A 17,754-nucleotide genomic window follows, 5' to 3' on the forward strand; every position below is an offset into this window, starting at 1 on the left:
ATGCACATCTGCAGGGGCGTACATTCTGAAAGGAATATATAGAGCCCGAGAAAAAAACTCCGGTACAATGCCTGCCGCCCGGAACGAAGAAGGTCTCTCCGAGGTCGTCGGATTCGTGCTCCTTCTGGGAGTGCTCGTCATGGCGCTCTCCGTCTACCAGATCTATGCCGTGCCGGCAGAGGGGCGGGCGAACGAGATCGGGCATATGAACATGGTGAAGGACCGGTTCATCGACTACAAGATCGCCCTCGATTCGCTCTGGGTGAACAAAAATAACGTGACCGGCGTCACCCTCTCGACGGCCTTCGACCTCGGCACCGGGTCGGCGGCGACGGAAGGAGGAGGGCTTTCCCTCCCGATCCTCAGCCCGGCCGGGTCGTCCGGAGCGGTGAGCGTCAGGTCAGGCGGGGCGGTCCTGACGATCACGACCCCGAACAATGCAACAGAGATCCCGCTCGGCAGTCTCCAGTATGTTTCCGGGAACAACTACTGGGTGGACCAGACCTGGACCTACCAGATGGGCGGAGTCTTCCTCACCCAGAGCGGCGGGACGACGGTGCGGGCGTCACCGTCCCTCTCGGTTTACAATGTCAGCGGCAACGCCTCGGTGTGCATCGCCCCGGTGAACATCACCGGATCGGCCCTCCTGGCCGGGTCAGGGCCGGTGCGGATCGAAACAAGGCTGCGTGACATGCCGCCCTATGCAAACCTCACCGGCACCTTCGCCTGGGTGAAGATCTCGATCGAGGCGGGCGACGAGGGCATGGCGCGGGCATGGGAGCGGGCGTTTAAGGAGGCAGCACTGCGCGAGGGGATCGACCCTTCATGGTATGCAGTCGGAAGAGCCTCAGAAACGGCATATATGAACATCACCGGCCGGTATACGGGCGCCACAGGAGATGTCACCCTCAGGACGGTGCGGGCCGACTACCTGGTGAGTATCGCAACGGCAGCATCATTGATCGAGTGAGGTGAAGACGATGAAAATGATAGACGAACAGGGCGTCTCCGAGGTAATCGGGGCCGTCCTCCTGGTATCGCTGGCGGTGCTCGGGGTGGCGATCGTGGCGGTGGCGCTCTTCTCCCAGCCCCCGCCCTCAGAGATCCCGCACGTGAGCGTGGTAGCGGGAACGACGGCCGACAACACCACCTTTGTGCTTCTCCATGAAGGCGGCGACGCCCTCGCCGCGGGGAACTACCGGATCTACGTGGACAATGGCAGCGGGCTTGTGGACCGGACCACCGAGTTCTCCCTTGCTGGCGATGATATCTGGTCGATCGGGGAGAACCTCACCTACACGGGCGGCGGCACGCCCGAACGGGTCGTCATCTCGGTCGTCGATTCGGGCGGCGGCGAGACGGTGATCGCCGAACCCTATGGGTTTGGAGTGGCGGCGGCAGGGGCATATGCGGATGCCGGGGGGTCAGGATCCGTGACACCGGTGGTGACGGTGACGCCGGGGCCTACACCGACGCCTGAACCTTCCATTATCATTATTGAACCTCCTATTGGCGATCCATTTAATCTCACAGCAAAAGAACAAGGAAATGGGAGATCCATTAAAGGAACCGTCGAAGGAAACATCACCAGTGAGGATGTGACGCGTGTCGACCTCGTGATATACCCCTATAATGATCCATCGGGCAGCGGAACAAAAGAGGTGACGATCTATCGAGATGTGGCAGAGGGCAGGGGGATATTCTCGCAAGAAATCACCTTCACCGGCAACACCATCAACGACGGCGATCCCATCACCCTTGTATTTCTTCTTTATAATGACACCAGCCTCCTCGGCGTCGATGCATTGAAAACAGAGGCACATATCGTGTAAGTAACTCTGAACCACCATCAGATATCAGAGCTGGAAGATGATGATTCAAAAAAAACAGGATGACAATACCACCGCTGCCAGCGAGATCATCGCCGTCGTGATCCTCATCGCCATCTTTGCGGTGGCGGTGGGGATCGTCGGCGTCGTCATGCTCTCGAACCCGCCGGGGGACGCGGCCCCGGCAATGCTTGCCCATGTCGATGAGGAGAACGGGAGCACCTACCTCTACCACGACGGCGGCGACCCCCTCGAGCGAGGGCGCTTTGCAGTCATCGTCGACGGTATCGATCGGACGGGCGAGGCCACCCTCTACAGCCCGTTGGGCGATGAATCTTCAGACTGGACGACATGGGGAACCGGGCAGGCCCTCGTCCTTCCAGGTGTCTCTTCAACGTCAAGGATCATGATCGTCGCCGCCGGCGTCGGCCAGAGCGGCTCGGAATGGCTCCTCTACGAGAACGGCACGGCAGGGACACCGACGCCCACCATCGTGGTGCCCGTGAACAGGTCCTTCATCAATTTTGTCATCGACGAGAATGTCTTCGTCTACGGCAACGTCCTCAGTTTCAGCGGGAACACCGTCACAGGGCCGGGAGCAACGGTCGTTATTACTGGAGGACTTGTTACATCGGATCTCAATGGCGGCACCTCCATCTCCGTCTCAGAGATCTATATCGACGGCGATGTTACCCTGGACGGAGGGAGTGCCGGCCTTGGATCGGCAACTGAACCTGGAAATATCTATGTCAATGGCGATCTGACGCTCGGAAGCGGCAGCAGAAACATCTACGGCGATACGTACGTCGCCGGCAACTTCTTCCTCAAAGACGCGAGAATACACGGTAATGTGTACGTCGACGGGGATCTGACCCTGAACTGGACGCCATGGCTTGTCGATGATGCACGGATCTATTACACCGGTAAGATAGAGCACCCCAATTACTACGACGAAGAGATCCTTAAAAAATGCGTCCACCAGGCGACGGTGCCGGGGGTCGATATACCAGATCAGGGAATCGCGCCAACAAAGCCGGCAGAGTGGTATGCAGAACGGGGATATGTCTCAGGCGGGGCCCTGACGGACGGGATAAGGATCTATGCCGACAGTTACGATGCCCCTGGCTACTCACCACCGACCTGGAGTTCTACCGCAAACAACATAGTCATCATCGCACGCTCCGGAGATATAACCCTGAAAAATATGGGAGACCGGCGCGTTACCGGTGTATTCTACGCACCCAATGGAAAGGTAACATTTGAGGGGACATCCCTAGAGGGAGTCGTGATCGCTCGCGACGGCTTCTTCGTCACGAGCGGTGGAACGACGGTCGTCTTCAGGAATATCGAGGAATATATCAGCAACCCGGACGACTATCCCTTCTGATCGGCGGGAACAGACTGGACCACAACCCGATCAGACAGAACAGGCATGAGAGAATTGCGATTAACTCCTCCCTGCCATCAGATACTCGCTCCCGACTGCCCTCTTCCCCTCGCTGTTCAGCCGTTTCCTTCCTGAACCCCTGCATTTAGAGGGTTTTTTGGATTTTCTCGAGAGCTATCGCTCGGCAGCTTGCGCTTTGAGGGTAAGAAGTTGCCTGAAGTTGAAATTCATGCAGGAGAAGATGTTCTTGACGTGCACTCTGGCAACCGTCGTGACCATGAGGTGGCCTGCATGGAACACCCGCTTGATCACGGCAAACGGTCGTTCCACCAGCGATCGTGTTCTGCTGATGGCCTTGTTCCGCCGGTTCTCCTTGATGGAGAGGGGATGGTTGCGAACGGCCCGGTGCATGGTCTTGTCCATAGATGCCTGCGGTTTCACCCCAAAATAGCCTTTATCGCGATAGACCGTCTCACCTTCCCGGGAGAGATCGATCCTGCTGTCATGGAGTGACGCCGTGGTGGTCTCAATCCGGCGGATCAGCTGACTGTCCTTGTCGAGCAGGATGTGAAGTTTGTACCCGAACTGTGACTTCGAGCCCTTCTTGGCCCAGGTGCCGTCGCGGCTGCGCCGCGTCTCTGCCTGATCTCCCCGGGGCGTGCCGGCAGGAGCATGCCCGGGATCGGCGGTGATGAACGTCGCGTCCTGCATGACACCGCGTTTGATGGCGAGCCCTTGTACTTCGAGTTGCCGCTGGAACTCATCCCAGATCGCGGTATCCTTCCCGGTTTGCGCCAAGCGTTCCCGGAACAGCCAGACCGTCGACCGATCCGGAATGGTTTCCGGATATCCCAGGAAGTGACGGAACGAGATCCGGTCGGTCGCCTGACGCTCCAGTTCGGGGTCAGACAGGCCATACCACTGCTGAAGCACCAGCAGCCGGATCATCAGAACGACGTCATAGTTCGGACGGCCGCCTCGCCCCTCGGCGTTGGTGTAGAGGTCAGCAAGGAGAGGGCGGAAGGCATCCCAGTCGATCAGACCGCTGACCTCACCCAGCCGATCACCCAGAGCTGCAAGGCTGGCATATTCGTGGTGGATCGCGAAATTGGTAAACGTGCTCATGGGAAAAAGGTCGATCCGGGACTATAAAGTACTTTGGGTGAGGTGGGGTTGTTCGAAATTCTCTAAAGATATTTCAGAGGAATTTTCGCTCTATCCTGCCTGAAAATCGACAGATTCGTCAGAAACCCTTTTTATTCATCAGTCCGCTGAATATTCGCCGAGCGTCCTGACTTCCCGAAAATTAAGCACATAGTCCCAACCTCTCAAGGATCGCCCTCTGCCTCCGCGAAATCTCCGTCACCATGATCTCGCCATTGGCAAGCTTGATCTTCTTGATCTTGGCCAGTTCCAGCAGCATCCCCTCAAGCGTATAGTCCTCCATCAGCCCCGTTTCCTTCATCCACTTCAACAACCGCATCCTCAGGATCAGGCTGATGAAGGTCACAAACAGAAATCCCTTCATCGAAGACTCGTTCTTCGCGTTGAGGGGCATCACCTGAATGTCCTGTTTCAACGTTCGGAACGCCTTCTCCACCGCGTCGCGCTCCCGGTACACCGTGAGACATTCCTGCCAGTCGAGCGAACTGTGGGCGAGGATGATCTGTTTTCCCATTCGGTTTACCCGCTGCGAGACCGCATTCTTCCGGATCTCAACCTGGAATCGGTTGTCGACCACCTGCCATGAAAAGTAGTTCGCCATCTTTCCCGCCCGCTCCTTGAATACTTCTTCAGGCCTGCGCCACCCGGGAATCCGACTCGATTCGAGTTTCGCTTTAAGGTCATGCAGGCGAATGTAGAACAGGTTGCGTTCCGTCTGCTCTCGTTTCAGATCATAATAGCAGAATCCAAAAACCACACTTCCCTGAATCGTCAGGGTAACGGGTTTCACGAAGATCGGATCCTGCTGATATATCTGCAGGTACTGCGGGCTTTCGAGATCCCGCTGTGCTTCCGTCAGCACTTCCTTCACCTGTTTGAGGGTGAGTGGGGCTGGAATGACAAAGGATATCTCTTCCTGAAGGAGTTCCTCCAGGTTTCCCTGGCTGAAAAATCCGCGATCCAGGACCATGGTATAATTGTGGATGCCATGCGCGCCGAGCCTGTGGACGGTGTTCTTCAGCGTGACAACGTCGACGATGCTGCCGGGATAGATATCGTACATGACCGGAATCGCGTGCTCGGTGTCGAAGATGAGCGAGAAGTTGATCTGCGGCAGATCGAGGCCGTCCCGATTATAGCCGTGTTCGAGGAGCGGGATGAGCCGAGAGTAACTGGACAGGCTGGTGATGTCGTAGATCAGGGTTGAGTCGGTACCGATGCCCCTGAGGAGAGACGTCATGAATGCGTCGGGGACGCCGCTTTCACCGATCTCGGAGAGGAGTTCGCTGATCCGCTGGCTGGAGAGGGGGAGGTCCGGGTGTGTCAGGAAGAGGGAGGTATCTTCGTACCACGACGAGATGAGGTGCATGGCCATCGGCCGCACGACCCGGTTCATGGAGAGCGCTAAAATGACGTTTGTTTCGATCTCGCTTGTCAATGATGAGAGGTACTCATCCAGGTGAAGATCCTTGATGATTGCCAGGAGAGGCAGAAAAGGACCGTGAGAATAGGCGTTTGTGGGGACGGAGGCGATGGATGCACCGGCGGGTTCGGTCCGTACTTTGACGGGTTTTCCGTCGATGTTTTTCCCGAGATATCGGGATTTGTGCCGGATCTGCTTTGTTTCGGGGTCGTAGTAGGGGGTGTCTTCGTACCAGTATTCCTTCCCTTTGATACGTTTGATCCGGATGAGGGGTTTCATATGCTTAATGGATAAGCGCATTAAAAATATTAAAATCTTTTGATTGGTGGGGAGAACGGAGAATGGGGGAGTTAAAATACAATGGTAGTGTTTCAGATCTTCTGTAATTCGTCTGAGCCCTGTCTCCTTGTTTGATCATTCCCCCTCCATCGTCAAATATCTTCTGCCGGTCACCCACTCCTCATTGATGTCCATCAGGATGGATCCTGCCAGCCTGAGGAGTGACTCTTCATTGGGAAAGGCCCCTACAACTTTGGTTCTCCGTTTCAGTTCCTTGTTGACTCTTTCCATCATGTTCGTCGTTCGGATCCGCTTTGCGTGCTCTTTCGGGAACGCCGTGTAACTCATAAGTCCCGGGATGAATCTCTCGATCGTATTGGCCGCTTTCCGATATCCTCGTTCGTTCAGATCGTCTGCAAGCTCCTGCAGTCTCTCCTCGTCCCCATATGCCTCCTTCAAGGACTCAGCAACTTCTTTCTGATGTTTCCGTGGAATATTCTTTAAAACCGCCCGGGTGCAATGGACCGAGCACATCTGCCACGATGCGCCGAGGAAGGTGGCTTCCGCCGCCTTCTGGATCCCGGCATGACCATCTGAGACAACCATCTTGACACCCACCAATCCTCGTTCTTTGAGGTCTTCGAACAATCCCGACCAGAACATCTCATTCTCGCAATCAGTGATTCTGGCTCCCAGGATTTCGCGGTAGCCATCCATTCGAACACCGGCGATCACCAGAAGAGCTTTGGTGATGTACCGTGGTCCCTCTCTGACTTTGTAGTACGAAGCATCCACAAAGAGATAGGGAATCTCCTGTTCAATCGGCCTCTGAAGGAATGCATGGACCTGTTCATCGAGGTCCTTTGCTATCCTGGATACTGAAGCAGGAGAGAGTTGTTCGATGCCAAAATGAGCAACAATCTCCTGGATCCGGCGGGTTGAGACTCCCTGAAGGTAGGATTCAAAGATAGCATTCTCAAGAGCCTTCTCAACCCGGGAATAGCGTCCAAATACCTGTGTTTCGAAGGGAAATTCTCGGAACTGCGGTTTCTGGAGGATCGTTTCTCCATATCGGGTTTTTAGAGAGCGCTTCTTGTAGCCGTTTCGGTGAGCCTTCCGCGCATCGGTTCGTTCATACTGCTCGGCTCCCGCCTGGTGGAGGGCTTCGAGCAGCATCACCTGGTTGAGGAACCAGGTGATGAGGGTCTTCATGCCATTCTCATTATCGGAAAGATAATCTTCGATTAACGCTAAGGGATCCATGGCCCTGTTTCTCCTTTCTGCAAATCTAGGTTGGATTCAGGGCCAAATTATTTTTACAGAAAATTCGTTACACTATCGATAGTTTCACGATCTTCGAGAAATTCTGCTATATATTTTGTTAATGCTACATGTATCCCGAACGCAGCAAAAACCATCCCAAAGAAATAAATAGTGAACGTGAGTGTGTAAACTCCAAGTCCTTCTGCTCCGAGATATTTTCCGATAAATATTCTGAGTATAAAATGGGCCAGTGACGCTGTGACGATACTGATGAACGCCCATTGCACGTCGATCATTGTCTTGCTCAGTGGGATCTTCAATTTTTAACCTCAGTTATTTTCTATTCCGTTTTTAAGTGGATTAAAAGAATGTGGGGGTAATAGATGCCCTATCTGTTAATATATTGTGTCCTTAAGGGCTCATGCTATCTCTTGTATCGAGTGTCCATTCTTATCCCCCCGCCCGATCCCCCGGTACGCAAATCCTACCTCGATCCACCCATCCGGCTCCACCACATTCCTCCCATCAACAATCACCGGCCGCGCAGACCCGCACAACCGCTGCACCTCAATCGGCACCAGCCCCCGGTACTCCCGATGCCCGGCGAACACCACCACCGCATCAGCACCAGAAAGCACCCCCTCTAAATCCCTCGACAATCCCGCCGGCACATCCGGCGCCGTCGCGGGATCCACCCACGGGTCATGCACGGCAACATCCGCCCCGGCCGCCCGTGCCATCTCATAGAACGGCTCCGCCGGCGTGTTCCGCGCATCGTCGGAGTCATTGATGAACGCCCAGCCGAGCAGGGCGATCTTTGAACCCGCGAGGGTCTTGCCTGCCTGCGCCAGCGCCGACTTCGTCAGCCGGAGCATGTGGGCCGGCATGAAGTCGTTGATCTGGCGGGAGGTGATGTACAGGGAGGCGATGTCCCCGGGCCAGTCGAGGGCGTCGGGCCCGAGCTGCTGCACCCCCCGTTCCAGGTGGTAGGTGTCCTTCGTCAGGCAGTGGCCGCCGACGCCGGCGCCCGGCCAGAGGATCGCACGGGTGATCCCCTCGCCTTTGAGGGAGTCGATCCCGGCCCTGACGTCGTAGAAGTTGATGCCCATCGCTTCGCAGTACAGGGCGAGCTGGTTGGCGGCGGCGATCTGGAGGTCCCTGAAGGTGTTCTCGGCGGTCTTCGTCACCTCGGCGGCGGTGGCGGTCATCGGGATGACGCGGCCGGCGGTGAGCACCGGGGAGTAGAGTTCGACGGCGCGTTTCGTGCTTATGTCATCGATCCCGCCGACGATCCGGTCGTGCTCGCGGATGTTCTTGAGCAGCCGCCCGACCATCACCCGCTCGGGGGCGTGGGCGAGGGCGAAGTCCTCGCCTGCCACGAGGCCGGACTCCTCTTCGAGGAGCTGCCGGGCCATGCCGGTCGTGGTGCCCGGGGTGATCGTCGATTCGAGGACGACGAGCGTCCCCGGCGTCAGGTGCCGCCCGACATTCCTGATCCCCTCGATCAGGGGGGTGAAGTCGGGGAGGAGGTCTTTCTTGTCCTTGAATGGGGTCTGGATGGCGAGGGTGACGGCGTCGCACTCGGCGACCTTCGCGAAGTCAGGGGTGCAGGAGAATTTCCCGGCGGAGACGACCTTTCGCAGGAGGTCTTCAAGCCCGGGCTCCTCGCCCTTCAGGGGCGACTCGCCCTGGTTGAGCATCTCTATTTTATAGCCCGAGGTCCGGGAGGCGCGCTGGAAGCCGTAGACGTGCTCGATGCCCGGGACGTCGGCGAAGAGGAGGGCGGCCGGGATGCCGACGTAGCCCATCCCGAAGACGCCGATTGTTTGAATAGGTCCGCGCTGTTTGATAAGTGTTGCGAGTTTCTCGGTCATTGTATGCCTCTATGGTTGGTCTTCAGGGTTCATAATCGGTGATGATCGCGGCGATCCGTTCGGCGGCATGGCCGTCGCCGAAGCGGGCGGAGTGCCGGCCTATCCGGCCGCCTGCCCGTGCTGTCTCCTCGATGATCTTCGAGCGGTCGGCGCCGACCAGGACGTTCCAGCCGTCCTCGACGGTCTCGACCCACTCGGTGTTCTCCCTGAGGGTGACGCACGGCACCTCCAGGATATAGGCCTCCTTCTGTACCCCGCCTGAGTCGGTGAGGACGGCGCGGGCATGGGAGAGGAGGTGGAGCATGTCGAGATATGGCAGGGGATCGATGATCTGGACGTTCGCCCCGACCTCGATCCCGTAGGCGGCCAGGTACTTCCTGGTCCTGGGATGGGCCGGGAAGACGACCGGCAGGTCGAGGGCGGCGAAGGCCCCCATGATCGAGCGCAGGTTCCCCTCCTGGTCGGTGTTGCTGGCGCGGTGGACGGTGGCCAGGTAGTAGCCGCCCTCCTCCAGCCCGGGCATCGGAGCGCAACCCGCGGCAAGGCAGCGGTTGCGCTGGAGGGCGTCGACCATCACGTCGCCGGTGAGGTGGACGCCTCCGGCGATCCCCTCCAGGGCGAGGTTCTGCACCGCCGTATCGGTCGGGCAGAAGAGGAGGGCGGAGAGGTGATCGGTGAGCACCCGGTTGATCTCCTCGGGCATCGCGCGGTCGAAGCTCCGCAAGCCCGCTTCGACGTGCGCCACCGGTACATGCACCTTCGCCGCCGCCAGCCCTCCCGCCAGGGTTGAGTTCGTGTCGCCGTAGACGAGCACCATATCTGGCTCCTCTTTCAGAATGACCTCCTCGATGGCGGCGAGCATCCGCCCGGTCTGCTCTCCCTGGCTCCCCGAGCCGATCCCGAGGTGGTAGTCGGGCGCCGGGATCCCGAGGTCGCGGAAGAAGACGTCCGACATATTGGCGTCATAGTGCTGCCCGGTGTGGACGAGCACCTCCTGACACGATCGCCGCAGGGCGGCCGAGACCGGGGCGCACTTGATGAACTGGGGCCGTGCCCCCACGATGGAGAGGACCTTCATATGCCCAGGCCCACTTTGACCGCCTCGCAGACCTGCAGGTTCAGCAGCCCCTGCTCGGGCGTCACCGGGAAGGGCTTGCCCTCGCGGGCGCACCTGACAAACGCCTGGAGCTCGGTCTTGAGGGGCTCGACCTTGTTCACCAGGAGCTTCTCGATGATATTCTCCTGCCGGTACAGCCCGTCGGTCTGGTCGTAGTGGCAGGGCTTCCGGTAGACATAGACCTCCTGGGTCATGAAGTCGGCCTCGATCGTTCGCCTCTCCTCCTCGATGTAGATCGAGCGGATCTTCTTCGAGGACTTGCGGGAGGCCGAGAGGTAGACCGGCGTCGTCCCGAAGGTGGCGAGGACACCTGCAACGTCCTCGGTGCCGCTGGAGGAGAGGGTGTAGTCCTTTCCGGGGAAGAGGGCGTTGAAGACCACGTCGATGTCGTGGATCATCAGGTCCTCGACGACCGAAGACCCGGTGACCCGGGCCGAGGCCGGGTTGTGCCGGTGGAAGGCGACATAGAGGGGTGCGGCGACGATCTCCCCGATCTCCCGTACGATCGGGTTGAAGCGCTCGATATGCCCGATCCCGACGGTGACACCGTCCGGGATCTGCTCGATGAGGCGCTCGCCCTCCTCGACGGTGAGGCAGATCGGCTTCTCGATTAAGGTGTGGACGCCGGCCCCGATCACCTGCTGTGCGGTGTTGAAGTGGTAGGGGGTGGGGACACAGACCGAGACGCACTCGGCCTTTTGCAGGAGTTCCTCCATCGAGGAGCAGATCTCCGCTCCGGTGGCGGCGGCGACCTCCTCGGCCCCGGCGCGGTTGAGGTCATAGACATAGGTGGTCCCGACCTCCTTGAGTTCGGTGTAGACCCGGACGTGGTTCCTTCCCATCGCTCCGGTGCCGATGACGCCCGCGTCCATCATTCGCTCACCCCGTTGATCGCCTCGCAGATGTACGCCCGCTCCTCTGCGGTCACGGCCGGGTGGACCGGGATCGAGAGCACTGAGGCGGCGAGCGCCTCAGCGACCGGGCAGGGTGACGACTCACGGTACAGCGGCTGGCGGTTGAGCGGGACCGGGTAGTGGATGGCGCTGCCGATCCCCTGCTCCTTGAGATAGGCCATGAACGCCTCGCGGGAGAGAGGAAACGCTTCGGTGAGCCTGAGGGCGTACTGGTGCCAGACATGGCTCCTGCCGGCAGCAACAGACGGCAGCACGATGCCCGGGGCGGTGATGTGGGCATTGAAGTAGGCGGCGTTCTCCTGCCGGCGGTGGTTGAAACCGTCGATCTTCTTCAGCTGCTCCCGCCCGACGGCCGAGGCGATGTCGGTGAGGCGGTAGTTGTAGCCGAGCTCGGTGTGGAGGTACTTCTCGCTCTGGCCGTGGTTGATGATCCGGCGGAGACGAGCATCGTACTCGTCGGAGGCAGTTGTCACCATCCCGCCCTCGCCGGTCGCCATGTTCTTTGTCGCATAGAACGAGAAGCAGGCGAGGTCGCCAAGCGCCCCGGCCTTCCGCCCCTTGTAGGTGGCGCCATGGGCCTGGGCGGCATCCTCGATGAATACGAGGTCGTTGTCGGAGCAGATCTCACAAAGCGCCCCGGCGTCGCAGGGCTGGCCATAGAGGTGGACGCCGATCACGGCCTTTGTCCGGGGCGTGATCTTCGCGCTCACGTCGGCCGGGTCGATCGTGGCGGTCACCCCGTCCACATCGGCGAAGACCGGCACGGCCCCGCACATCGAGACCGAGGAGGCGGTCGCAAAGAAGGTGAACGCCGGGACGATCACCTCGTCGCCCGGCCCGACCCCGGCCGCGAGTAAGGCCGCATGGAGGGCGGCAGTGCCATTGTTCACGGCGACGGCGTGGGGGACGCCGCAGTACGCGGCGAACTCGTTTTCAAAGGCGGTGGTGACCGGGCCCTGGGCGATCGTGCCCGAGGCGAGGACTGACAGGACAGCATCGGCCTCCTCCTGGCCGATGAGTGGGTGGGCGATGGGGATCTGCATACGTGGTGCTCCTGATGAATGTGCGAAAACTCATCTTTTATTTTGCGGCAATTGTTTAAGTGGATTTCTCTTTGCCCCTCCTGCCGATCTCTAAGAAGGGCGGTTATTTCCCGGCACACCCGCTGCAAAAGCCCGAAACCTCCGGTACCTCTGGCATGGGGCGCATGGCCGCGCTCCCGGGGACCCCCCCTCCATCATCGAGAAAATACGTCCATATCGCCCCCGGATCCGGGGGTCGCCCGGCCAATCCCGGCCCGTACCGGCGATATCTCCAGATCCCGGTCCTGCAAAGAGCATTCGAGAAACCAGGGGAATGCCGCCCCCTCTCCTGCCAGGATGGCGGCACGTATGATTGTTAGTACTACAAACCCCTTCACCCCCTCGCAGACGGCCGGGGGTGGAGCAGGATGCCGGGCGGAATGTGGCCTGACTATCGGCCTGATTGGATATAACTGCGTTTTTTATGGTGTTTTTCTGGTTCGGTGCGGACGGTTCACGCTTCCCCTGTCACGGTGAGAATGCGCCTGTACAGCGCATCCTGAATCCAGAACCCGCCCCCCTCCCCGTCCATCTCCTCGCGCATCGAGGCAACCCGGCCTTCAGCCTTCGCCTGCAACAAAATGCCGATAATACCGGTGACCGGAAGATTGTAGAGTCCGGCGATACGGCGGGCTTCGGTCTCGTCGAGAAGGAGAATATCGGGTTTCATCTCCAGGGCCAGAGCGATGCTCTCCGACTCACCCGGGTGCAGGTCCTGTTCGAGCAGGTGTACCCGGGCTCGACCACACAGTTCTCCTGGTAGGCTCGCGCCGGAAATAATCTCGATGAAAAGTGTTGGAGGGGGCTGGGGCGATCAGAAAATGAATGAGGAAATCACTGACCTCCTGCGGCTATAAGCGCCCGTATCTCCGGTGTGCCTTTTCTATTCGTCATGAGGTGAGTGATATGGACGATCGCAGCCTCTGAATCGGGTAGTGTTTCAGATCTTCTGTAATTCGTCTGAGCCCTGTCTCCTTGTTTGATCATTCCCCCTCCATCGTCAAATATCTTCTGCCGGTCACCCACTCCTCATTGATGTCCATCAGGATGGATCCTGCCAGCCTGAGGAGTGACTCTTCATTGGGAAAGGCCCCTACAACTTTGGTTCTCCGTTTCAGTTCCTTGTTGACTCTTTCCATCATGTTCGTCGTTCGGATCCGCTTTGCGTGCTCTTTCGGGAACGCCGTGTAACTCATAAGTCCCGGGATGAATCTCTCGATCGTATTGGCCGCTTTCCGATATCCTCGTTCGTTCAGATCATCTGCAAGCTGCTGAAGTCTTTCCTCGTCCCCATATGCCTCCTTCAAGGACTCAGCAACTTCTTTCTGATGTTTCCGTGGAATATTCTTTAAAACCGCCCGGGTGCAATGGACCGAGCACATCTGCCACGATGCGCCGAGGAAGGCGGCTTCCGCCGCCTTCTGGATCCCGGCATGACCATCTGAGACAACCATCTTGACACCCACCAATCCTCGTTCTTTGAGGTCTTCGAACAATCCCGACCAGAACATCTCATTTTCACAATCAGTGATTCTAGCTCCCAGGATTTCCCGGTAGCCATCCATTCGAACACCGGCGATCACCAGAAGAGCTTTGGTGATGTAGCGTGGTCCCTCTCTGACTTTGTAGTACGAAGCATCCACAAAGAGATAGGGAATCTCCTGTTCAATAGGCCTCTGAAGGAATGCATGGACCTGTTCATCGAGGTCCTTTGCTATCCTGGATACTGAAGCAGGAGAGAGTTGTTCGATGCCAAAATGAGCAACAATCTCCTGGATCCGGCGGGTTGAGACTCCCTGAAGGTAGGATTCAAAGATAGCATTCTCAAGAGCCTTCTCAACCCGGGAATAGCGTCCAAATACCTGTGTTTCGAAGGGGAACTCTCGGAATTGTGGTTTCTGGAGGATCGTTTCTCCATATCGGGTTTTTAGAGAGCGCTTCTTGTAGCCGTTTCGGTGAGCCTTCCGCGCATCGGTTCGTTCATACTGCTCGGCTCCCGCCTGGTGGAGGGCTTCGAGCAGCATCACCTGGTTGAGGAACCAGGTGATGAGGGTCTTCATGCCATTCTCATTATCGGAAAGATAATCTTCGATTAACGCTAAGGGATCCATGGCCCTGTTTCTCCTTTGTCCAAATCTAGGTTGGATTCAGGGCCAAATTATTTTTACAGAAGATTCGTTACACTATCCTGAATCGACGGTGTGAACTACCTCGCCCTAAAGGGCGGGGCTTCCTGCTTCATTCTCCCTCTTTTGAGGCGAGTCCACAGGCTCAGCGGCGCGTTCCGCACCTGATACCCCGAAAAGATTCTGTTCTTGCAGGGCAAACGTCTTGATATTGTTCGCCGCGTTGATGTCGCGGTCGTGATAAGTGCCGCAGTCAGGGCAGACCCACTCCCTCTCCGAGAGGGCAAGATCCCGCTTGAGATACCCACAATTATTGCATATCTTCGAGGAGGGATCGAATCTCCCGATCTTCAGGAGCGTCTTCCCGTACTTCTGGCACTTGTACTCCAGCATCGCAAAGAACGAGCTCCACGAAACATCCCCTATCCCCTGCGCCAGATGATGGTTCTTCATCATACCACCAACATTCAGCGATTCCACTGCAATGGCTTGGTTCTCGCTCACGACTCGAAAAGAGAGTTTGTGCAGGAAATCGTTTCTCTGATTGGCGATCCGTTCGTGGCACCGAGCAAGATTCTGGATCGCTTTCGCTCGGTTCTTTGATCCTTTGACCTTCCGAGATACTCGGCGTTGTAATACTTTCAGCCGAGCAAGAGAGTTCTTCAGATATCGTGGATTCTCGATCTTCTCTCCCATGGAGAGAGTTGCAAAGTCCTTTAGCCCGACATCGATCCCAATAGTTGTGTCCAGAGAGAACGGTGCAGGTTCAGGTTCGGGTTTCCCGTCGTCAACAAGGATGCTGACAAACCATTTCCAGGTCGATGTTACGGAAACGGTGGCATACTTCATCTTCCCGGTGAAGACACGGTGGAAGACAGTCTTAACCTCACCGATCTTTGGAAATCTGATCTTCCCCAGATCAAAGTCTACGCGATAATGTTGCGGTACCTGAAAGGACTGTACCGGATTCTTCTTTGACTTGAATCGAGGAAATCCTTTTTTCTCGCGGAAAAACCGGGTGAAGGCATTATCAAGATTCTTGTGTGAACTCTGGAGAGATTGAGCATTAACTTCTTTGAGCCACGGGTGCTCTTCCTTAAGCGCGGGAAGACGGGTGTTCAGGTCGAAGCAGGAGAGTTTTCGACCTTCCTGCTCATATGCCCGGATCTTCTGCTCCAGAGAATGATTGTAAACAAACCGGCAAGCATGGATGTGCTTCATGAGGAGCGTAATCTGCTCCGGTGAAGGATACATCCGATACTTGTAGGCTTGAAGCATACGGGCAGTATTATGGATTATAATAAAATATAGTTTGTCGTAATAATTGGGATCATACCAGAAGGGCGGCTCCGCTTTCATCCCCGCACCTGTTGGCCGGGGTCTTCTCGCTCCACCCCCTTCACCCCCGCAAGATAAATTACGGTAAACGAACGTGCACTATGCATCCGGTAGATGGACCGGTTTTTGCCGGTATGGAGTCTCTCTTTGTCACCGCGAGAATGAGGATAAGGGTTCTCCTTCAGGAGGTTCAGGGTGTCTTTGATGATCCGCTGGCTCTTTGGATCAAGGGAATTCAAAAACGCATAAGCCTCTTCATCCACACAAACGCGAAAAACCACACTTACAGCTCCACGAACCTTTTGCGGGCCAGGACAGCCTCAACATCATCTTCGAGTTGCTGTTTTTTGGCATGCTCTACCAGATCGGCAATGATTTCGTCGAATGTTCTGTCCGGACCCTTGAGATCCGAGATGGCTTTATAGGTTCTTTCTGATACGGGGATGAACTCCGTAGCGGTCATCGAACCATGGTAGGTGCTGATCCTACATAGTCCTTCTTTCAGTACCATGGGAATGGCTTCCCGGTGCCGGGTTCATTTCATGTGGGAGCCAGCAGGTGCGGGGTAGGTGACGAAGGCCTCTGCATTGTGCGGACCGGGAAGGGACAGATGCCGCCTGGCCCCTCCCTGTAGCCTCGTGGGGCATGGTCACGGATACTCGTTGTCCCGGACCGCGTAGAAGGTGTTTGGACGTCTACAGCTGTACTGCCTCGCCCGGGTGCAGGTCCTGATCGAGGTCCTCATCGGCATAGTGCCGCGGGATCTTTCGTGCTCCAGGCAATGCCTCCCACTCCCACCGTTTCACCCCTGCAAGAGCGCATGCCTTCCCGGACGAGAGAATGCCGCGCTGGTAAAGTGCCAGGGCAGGCCCCTGCAGCCTGGACGGCATCGGGAGGAAGGCGGAGCGCCTGGACGATATCGTGAGGCACCATGATCGTGACGTCTGACATACTGCTTCACCTGATAAATAGGGATGGGACGGAGATCATAGAATAGTGGTGCTGGTGCTGAATGACCCTCTCTGGTGAGGGGGATAGATTGGGTTGAATACGCCCGTATCGTCCCCGGATCCGGCGATAGAGCGGGTTGAATACGCCCGTATCGTCCCCGGATCCGGGGATAGACCGGCCAATCACGGCCAGTGTCGCCGGGATCCAGAGCTCCGGCCACGCCGGGCGGCATTCGAAAAACCCACGAAATACCGCCGCCTCTCCTGCCATGCTGGCGGCCAGTATGATTGGCAGTAATGGGTCTCCCTTCAAAACCCCGCATACGGCAGGTGAGGAGACGTGAGTCCGGGTGGAAATCCCCGGAGTCCTGGCAATGTCCTGAATTTTCTGGCTATGTACGGGGCTAACGCCGTGCAGGGAACAAAAAAGACGGCTGATCCGGGTCCTGCGGGCGCACACCGTACGGAGGGCCCGGGAGTCTCAACCCGATCTGCGTGAATACTCTTTATGGGCCCGCTCGATCGTTGTGATCGTCTCGATTTTCACGATCTGTTCATTGTCATCGATGATAGAGAACACGGCAAAAGACCTGCTTACATGAAGGCGATACACCGCAGGAGGATGAGGGTAATCGAGTTTTTCCTTGTTCCCCCCCGGATAGGGGTCATCTCTCAGGTCCAGAATCTTTTCAACGACTATGCGCCGGCTTTTCCCGGGCAGCTTCTTTAAAAATTCTTCAGCTTTCCTTTCGATAACAAGAGTGAACACGCTTCTCCCACGCCTCAATCGTCCTTCATGATCGCTTCCGGGTCAAAGGCGACGAACTCGCCCTCCCTGTCGATATCAACGATCATCTGCCAGTCCCGATAGTCCCGCTCGCGCCGGATCATCCCGGAGAGCAGGTCATCATAGCTCTGTCCGGCTTCTTTCAGGTCGTGCAGACTCTTCCCGGTGTACTCTTTCACGGGAATGCGCTTGATCTGAAGGCCGCCGGTCTCACTCGTGCT

Annotated in this window: 19 protein-coding genes; 3 read left to right on the top strand and 16 right to left on the bottom strand. The window is 57.4% G+C overall.

Annotated elements, in window-relative coordinates; genetic code table 11:
* Window positions 1-67 precede the first annotated feature (67 nt).
* The 3 genes from HWN36_RS01090 to HWN36_RS01100 are packed head-to-tail and all read left to right on the top strand — an operon-like array spanning window position 68 to window position 3,216.
* Entirely contained in the window at window positions 68-970 is a 903-nt protein-coding gene (locus HWN36_RS01090) for a hypothetical protein (protein ID WP_176787487.1), read from the top strand.
* A gap of 10 nt (window positions 971-980) precedes the next feature.
* The gene (locus HWN36_RS01095; RefSeq protein WP_176787488.1) at window positions 981-1,832 is read left to right on the top strand and encodes a type IV pilin N-terminal domain-containing protein; all 852 of its coding nucleotides are present in this window, start codon (window positions 981-983) and stop codon (window positions 1,830-1,832) included.
* A 37-nt stretch (window positions 1,833-1,869) separates the two neighbouring features.
* The gene (locus HWN36_RS01100) at window positions 1,870-3,216 is read left to right on the top strand and encodes a type IV pilin (protein WP_176787489.1); all 1,347 of its coding nucleotides are present in this window, start codon (window positions 1,870-1,872) and stop codon (window positions 3,214-3,216) included.
* A gap of 174 nt (window positions 3,217-3,390) precedes the next feature.
* Here the strand turns inward: HWN36_RS01100 and HWN36_RS01105 are convergent, their stop codons facing one another.
* The 16 genes from HWN36_RS01105 to HWN36_RS01180 all read right to left on the bottom strand — a co-directional run bounded on the left by HWN36_RS01105 (window position 3,391) and on the right by HWN36_RS01180 (window position 17,712).
* A complete protein-coding gene (locus HWN36_RS01105; protein ID WP_176787388.1) occupies window positions 3,391-4,341 on the bottom strand; it encodes an IS5 family transposase in 951 nt (316 codons plus the stop codon).
* A gap of 181 nt (window positions 4,342-4,522) precedes the next feature.
* Window positions 4,523-6,103, bottom strand: a complete 1,581-nt coding sequence (locus HWN36_RS01110) for an IS1634 family transposase (protein ID WP_449405513.1) — start codon at window positions 6,101-6,103, stop codon at window positions 4,523-4,525.
* 114 nt (window positions 6,104-6,217) lie between these two features.
* The gene (locus HWN36_RS01115) at window positions 6,218-7,345 is read right to left on the bottom strand and encodes an IS256 family transposase (RefSeq protein ID WP_176787296.1); all 1,128 of its coding nucleotides are present in this window, start codon (window positions 7,343-7,345) and stop codon (window positions 6,218-6,220) included.
* 53 nt (window positions 7,346-7,398) lie between these two features.
* The gene (locus HWN36_RS01120) at window positions 7,399-7,641 is read right to left on the bottom strand and encodes an oligosaccharide flippase family protein (protein WP_176789539.1); all 243 of its coding nucleotides are present in this window, start codon (window positions 7,639-7,641) and stop codon (window positions 7,399-7,401) included.
* A gap of 123 nt (window positions 7,642-7,764) precedes the next feature.
* On the bottom strand, window positions 7,765-9,219 hold the full coding sequence (locus HWN36_RS01125; protein ID WP_176787493.1) for a nucleotide sugar dehydrogenase: 1,455 nt from the start codon (window positions 9,217-9,219) through the stop codon (window positions 7,765-7,767).
* Window positions 9,220-9,241: 22 nt separating this feature from the next.
* Entirely contained in the window at window positions 9,242-10,297 is a 1,056-nt protein-coding gene (gene wecB / locus HWN36_RS01130) for a non-hydrolyzing UDP-N-acetylglucosamine 2-epimerase (protein ID WP_176787495.1), read from the bottom strand.
* On the bottom strand, window positions 10,294-11,208 hold the full coding sequence (locus tag HWN36_RS01135; RefSeq protein ID WP_176787496.1) for a Gfo/Idh/MocA family protein: 915 nt from the start codon (window positions 11,206-11,208) through the stop codon (window positions 10,294-10,296). Before HWN36_RS01135 ends, wecB begins: the two co-directional genes overlap by 4 nt.
* Window positions 11,208-12,293, bottom strand: coding sequence for a DegT/DnrJ/EryC1/StrS family aminotransferase (locus HWN36_RS01140; RefSeq protein WP_176787498.1), 1,086 nt, complete (start codon window positions 12,291-12,293; stop codon window positions 11,208-11,210). Before HWN36_RS01140 ends, HWN36_RS01135 begins: the two co-directional genes overlap by 1 nt.
* Window positions 12,294-12,786: 493 nt before the next feature.
* A complete protein-coding gene (locus tag HWN36_RS01145) occupies window positions 12,787-13,002 on the bottom strand; it encodes a DUF3368 domain-containing protein (protein ID WP_176787500.1) in 216 nt (71 codons plus the stop codon).
* A gap of 313 nt (window positions 13,003-13,315) precedes the next feature.
* Window positions 13,316-14,443, bottom strand: coding sequence for an IS256 family transposase (locus HWN36_RS01150; protein ID WP_176787304.1), 1,128 nt, complete (start codon window positions 14,441-14,443; stop codon window positions 13,316-13,318).
* Window positions 14,444-14,548: 105 nt separating this feature from the next.
* Window positions 14,549-15,736: an IS200/IS605 family element RNA-guided endonuclease TnpB gene (gene tnpB / locus HWN36_RS01155; RefSeq protein ID WP_218133167.1), complete on the bottom strand. Its 1,188-nt coding sequence runs from the start codon at window positions 15,734-15,736 to the stop codon at window positions 14,549-14,551.
* Window positions 15,737-15,813: 77 nt separating this feature from the next.
* Window positions 15,814-16,059, bottom strand: a complete 246-nt coding sequence (locus HWN36_RS01160; protein ID WP_176787502.1) for a hypothetical protein — start codon at window positions 16,057-16,059, stop codon at window positions 15,814-15,816.
* Between the two features lie 20 nt (window positions 16,060-16,079).
* A complete protein-coding gene (locus HWN36_RS01165; RefSeq protein WP_218133168.1) occupies window positions 16,080-16,307 on the bottom strand; it encodes a hypothetical protein in 228 nt (75 codons plus the stop codon).
* A 184-nt stretch (window positions 16,308-16,491) separates the two neighbouring features.
* A complete protein-coding gene (locus tag HWN36_RS01170) occupies window positions 16,492-16,686 on the bottom strand; it encodes a UPF0175 family protein (RefSeq protein WP_246269804.1) in 195 nt (64 codons plus the stop codon).
* A 541-nt stretch (window positions 16,687-17,227) separates the two neighbouring features.
* Complete coding sequence (locus tag HWN36_RS01175) at window positions 17,228-17,515, bottom strand: hypothetical protein (RefSeq protein WP_176787506.1); 288 nt, start codon at window positions 17,513-17,515, stop codon at window positions 17,228-17,230.
* Between the two features lie 14 nt (window positions 17,516-17,529).
* Window positions 17,530-17,712: a hypothetical protein gene (locus HWN36_RS01180; RefSeq protein ID WP_246269805.1), complete on the bottom strand. Its 183-nt coding sequence runs from the start codon at window positions 17,710-17,712 to the stop codon at window positions 17,530-17,532.
* Window positions 17,713-17,754 lie beyond the last annotated feature (42 nt).

Source organism: Methanofollis tationis (genome assembly GCF_013377755.1).
In the GTDB taxonomy this organism is placed as follows: Archaea; Halobacteriota; Methanomicrobia; order Methanomicrobiales; family Methanofollaceae; genus Methanofollis; species Methanofollis tationis.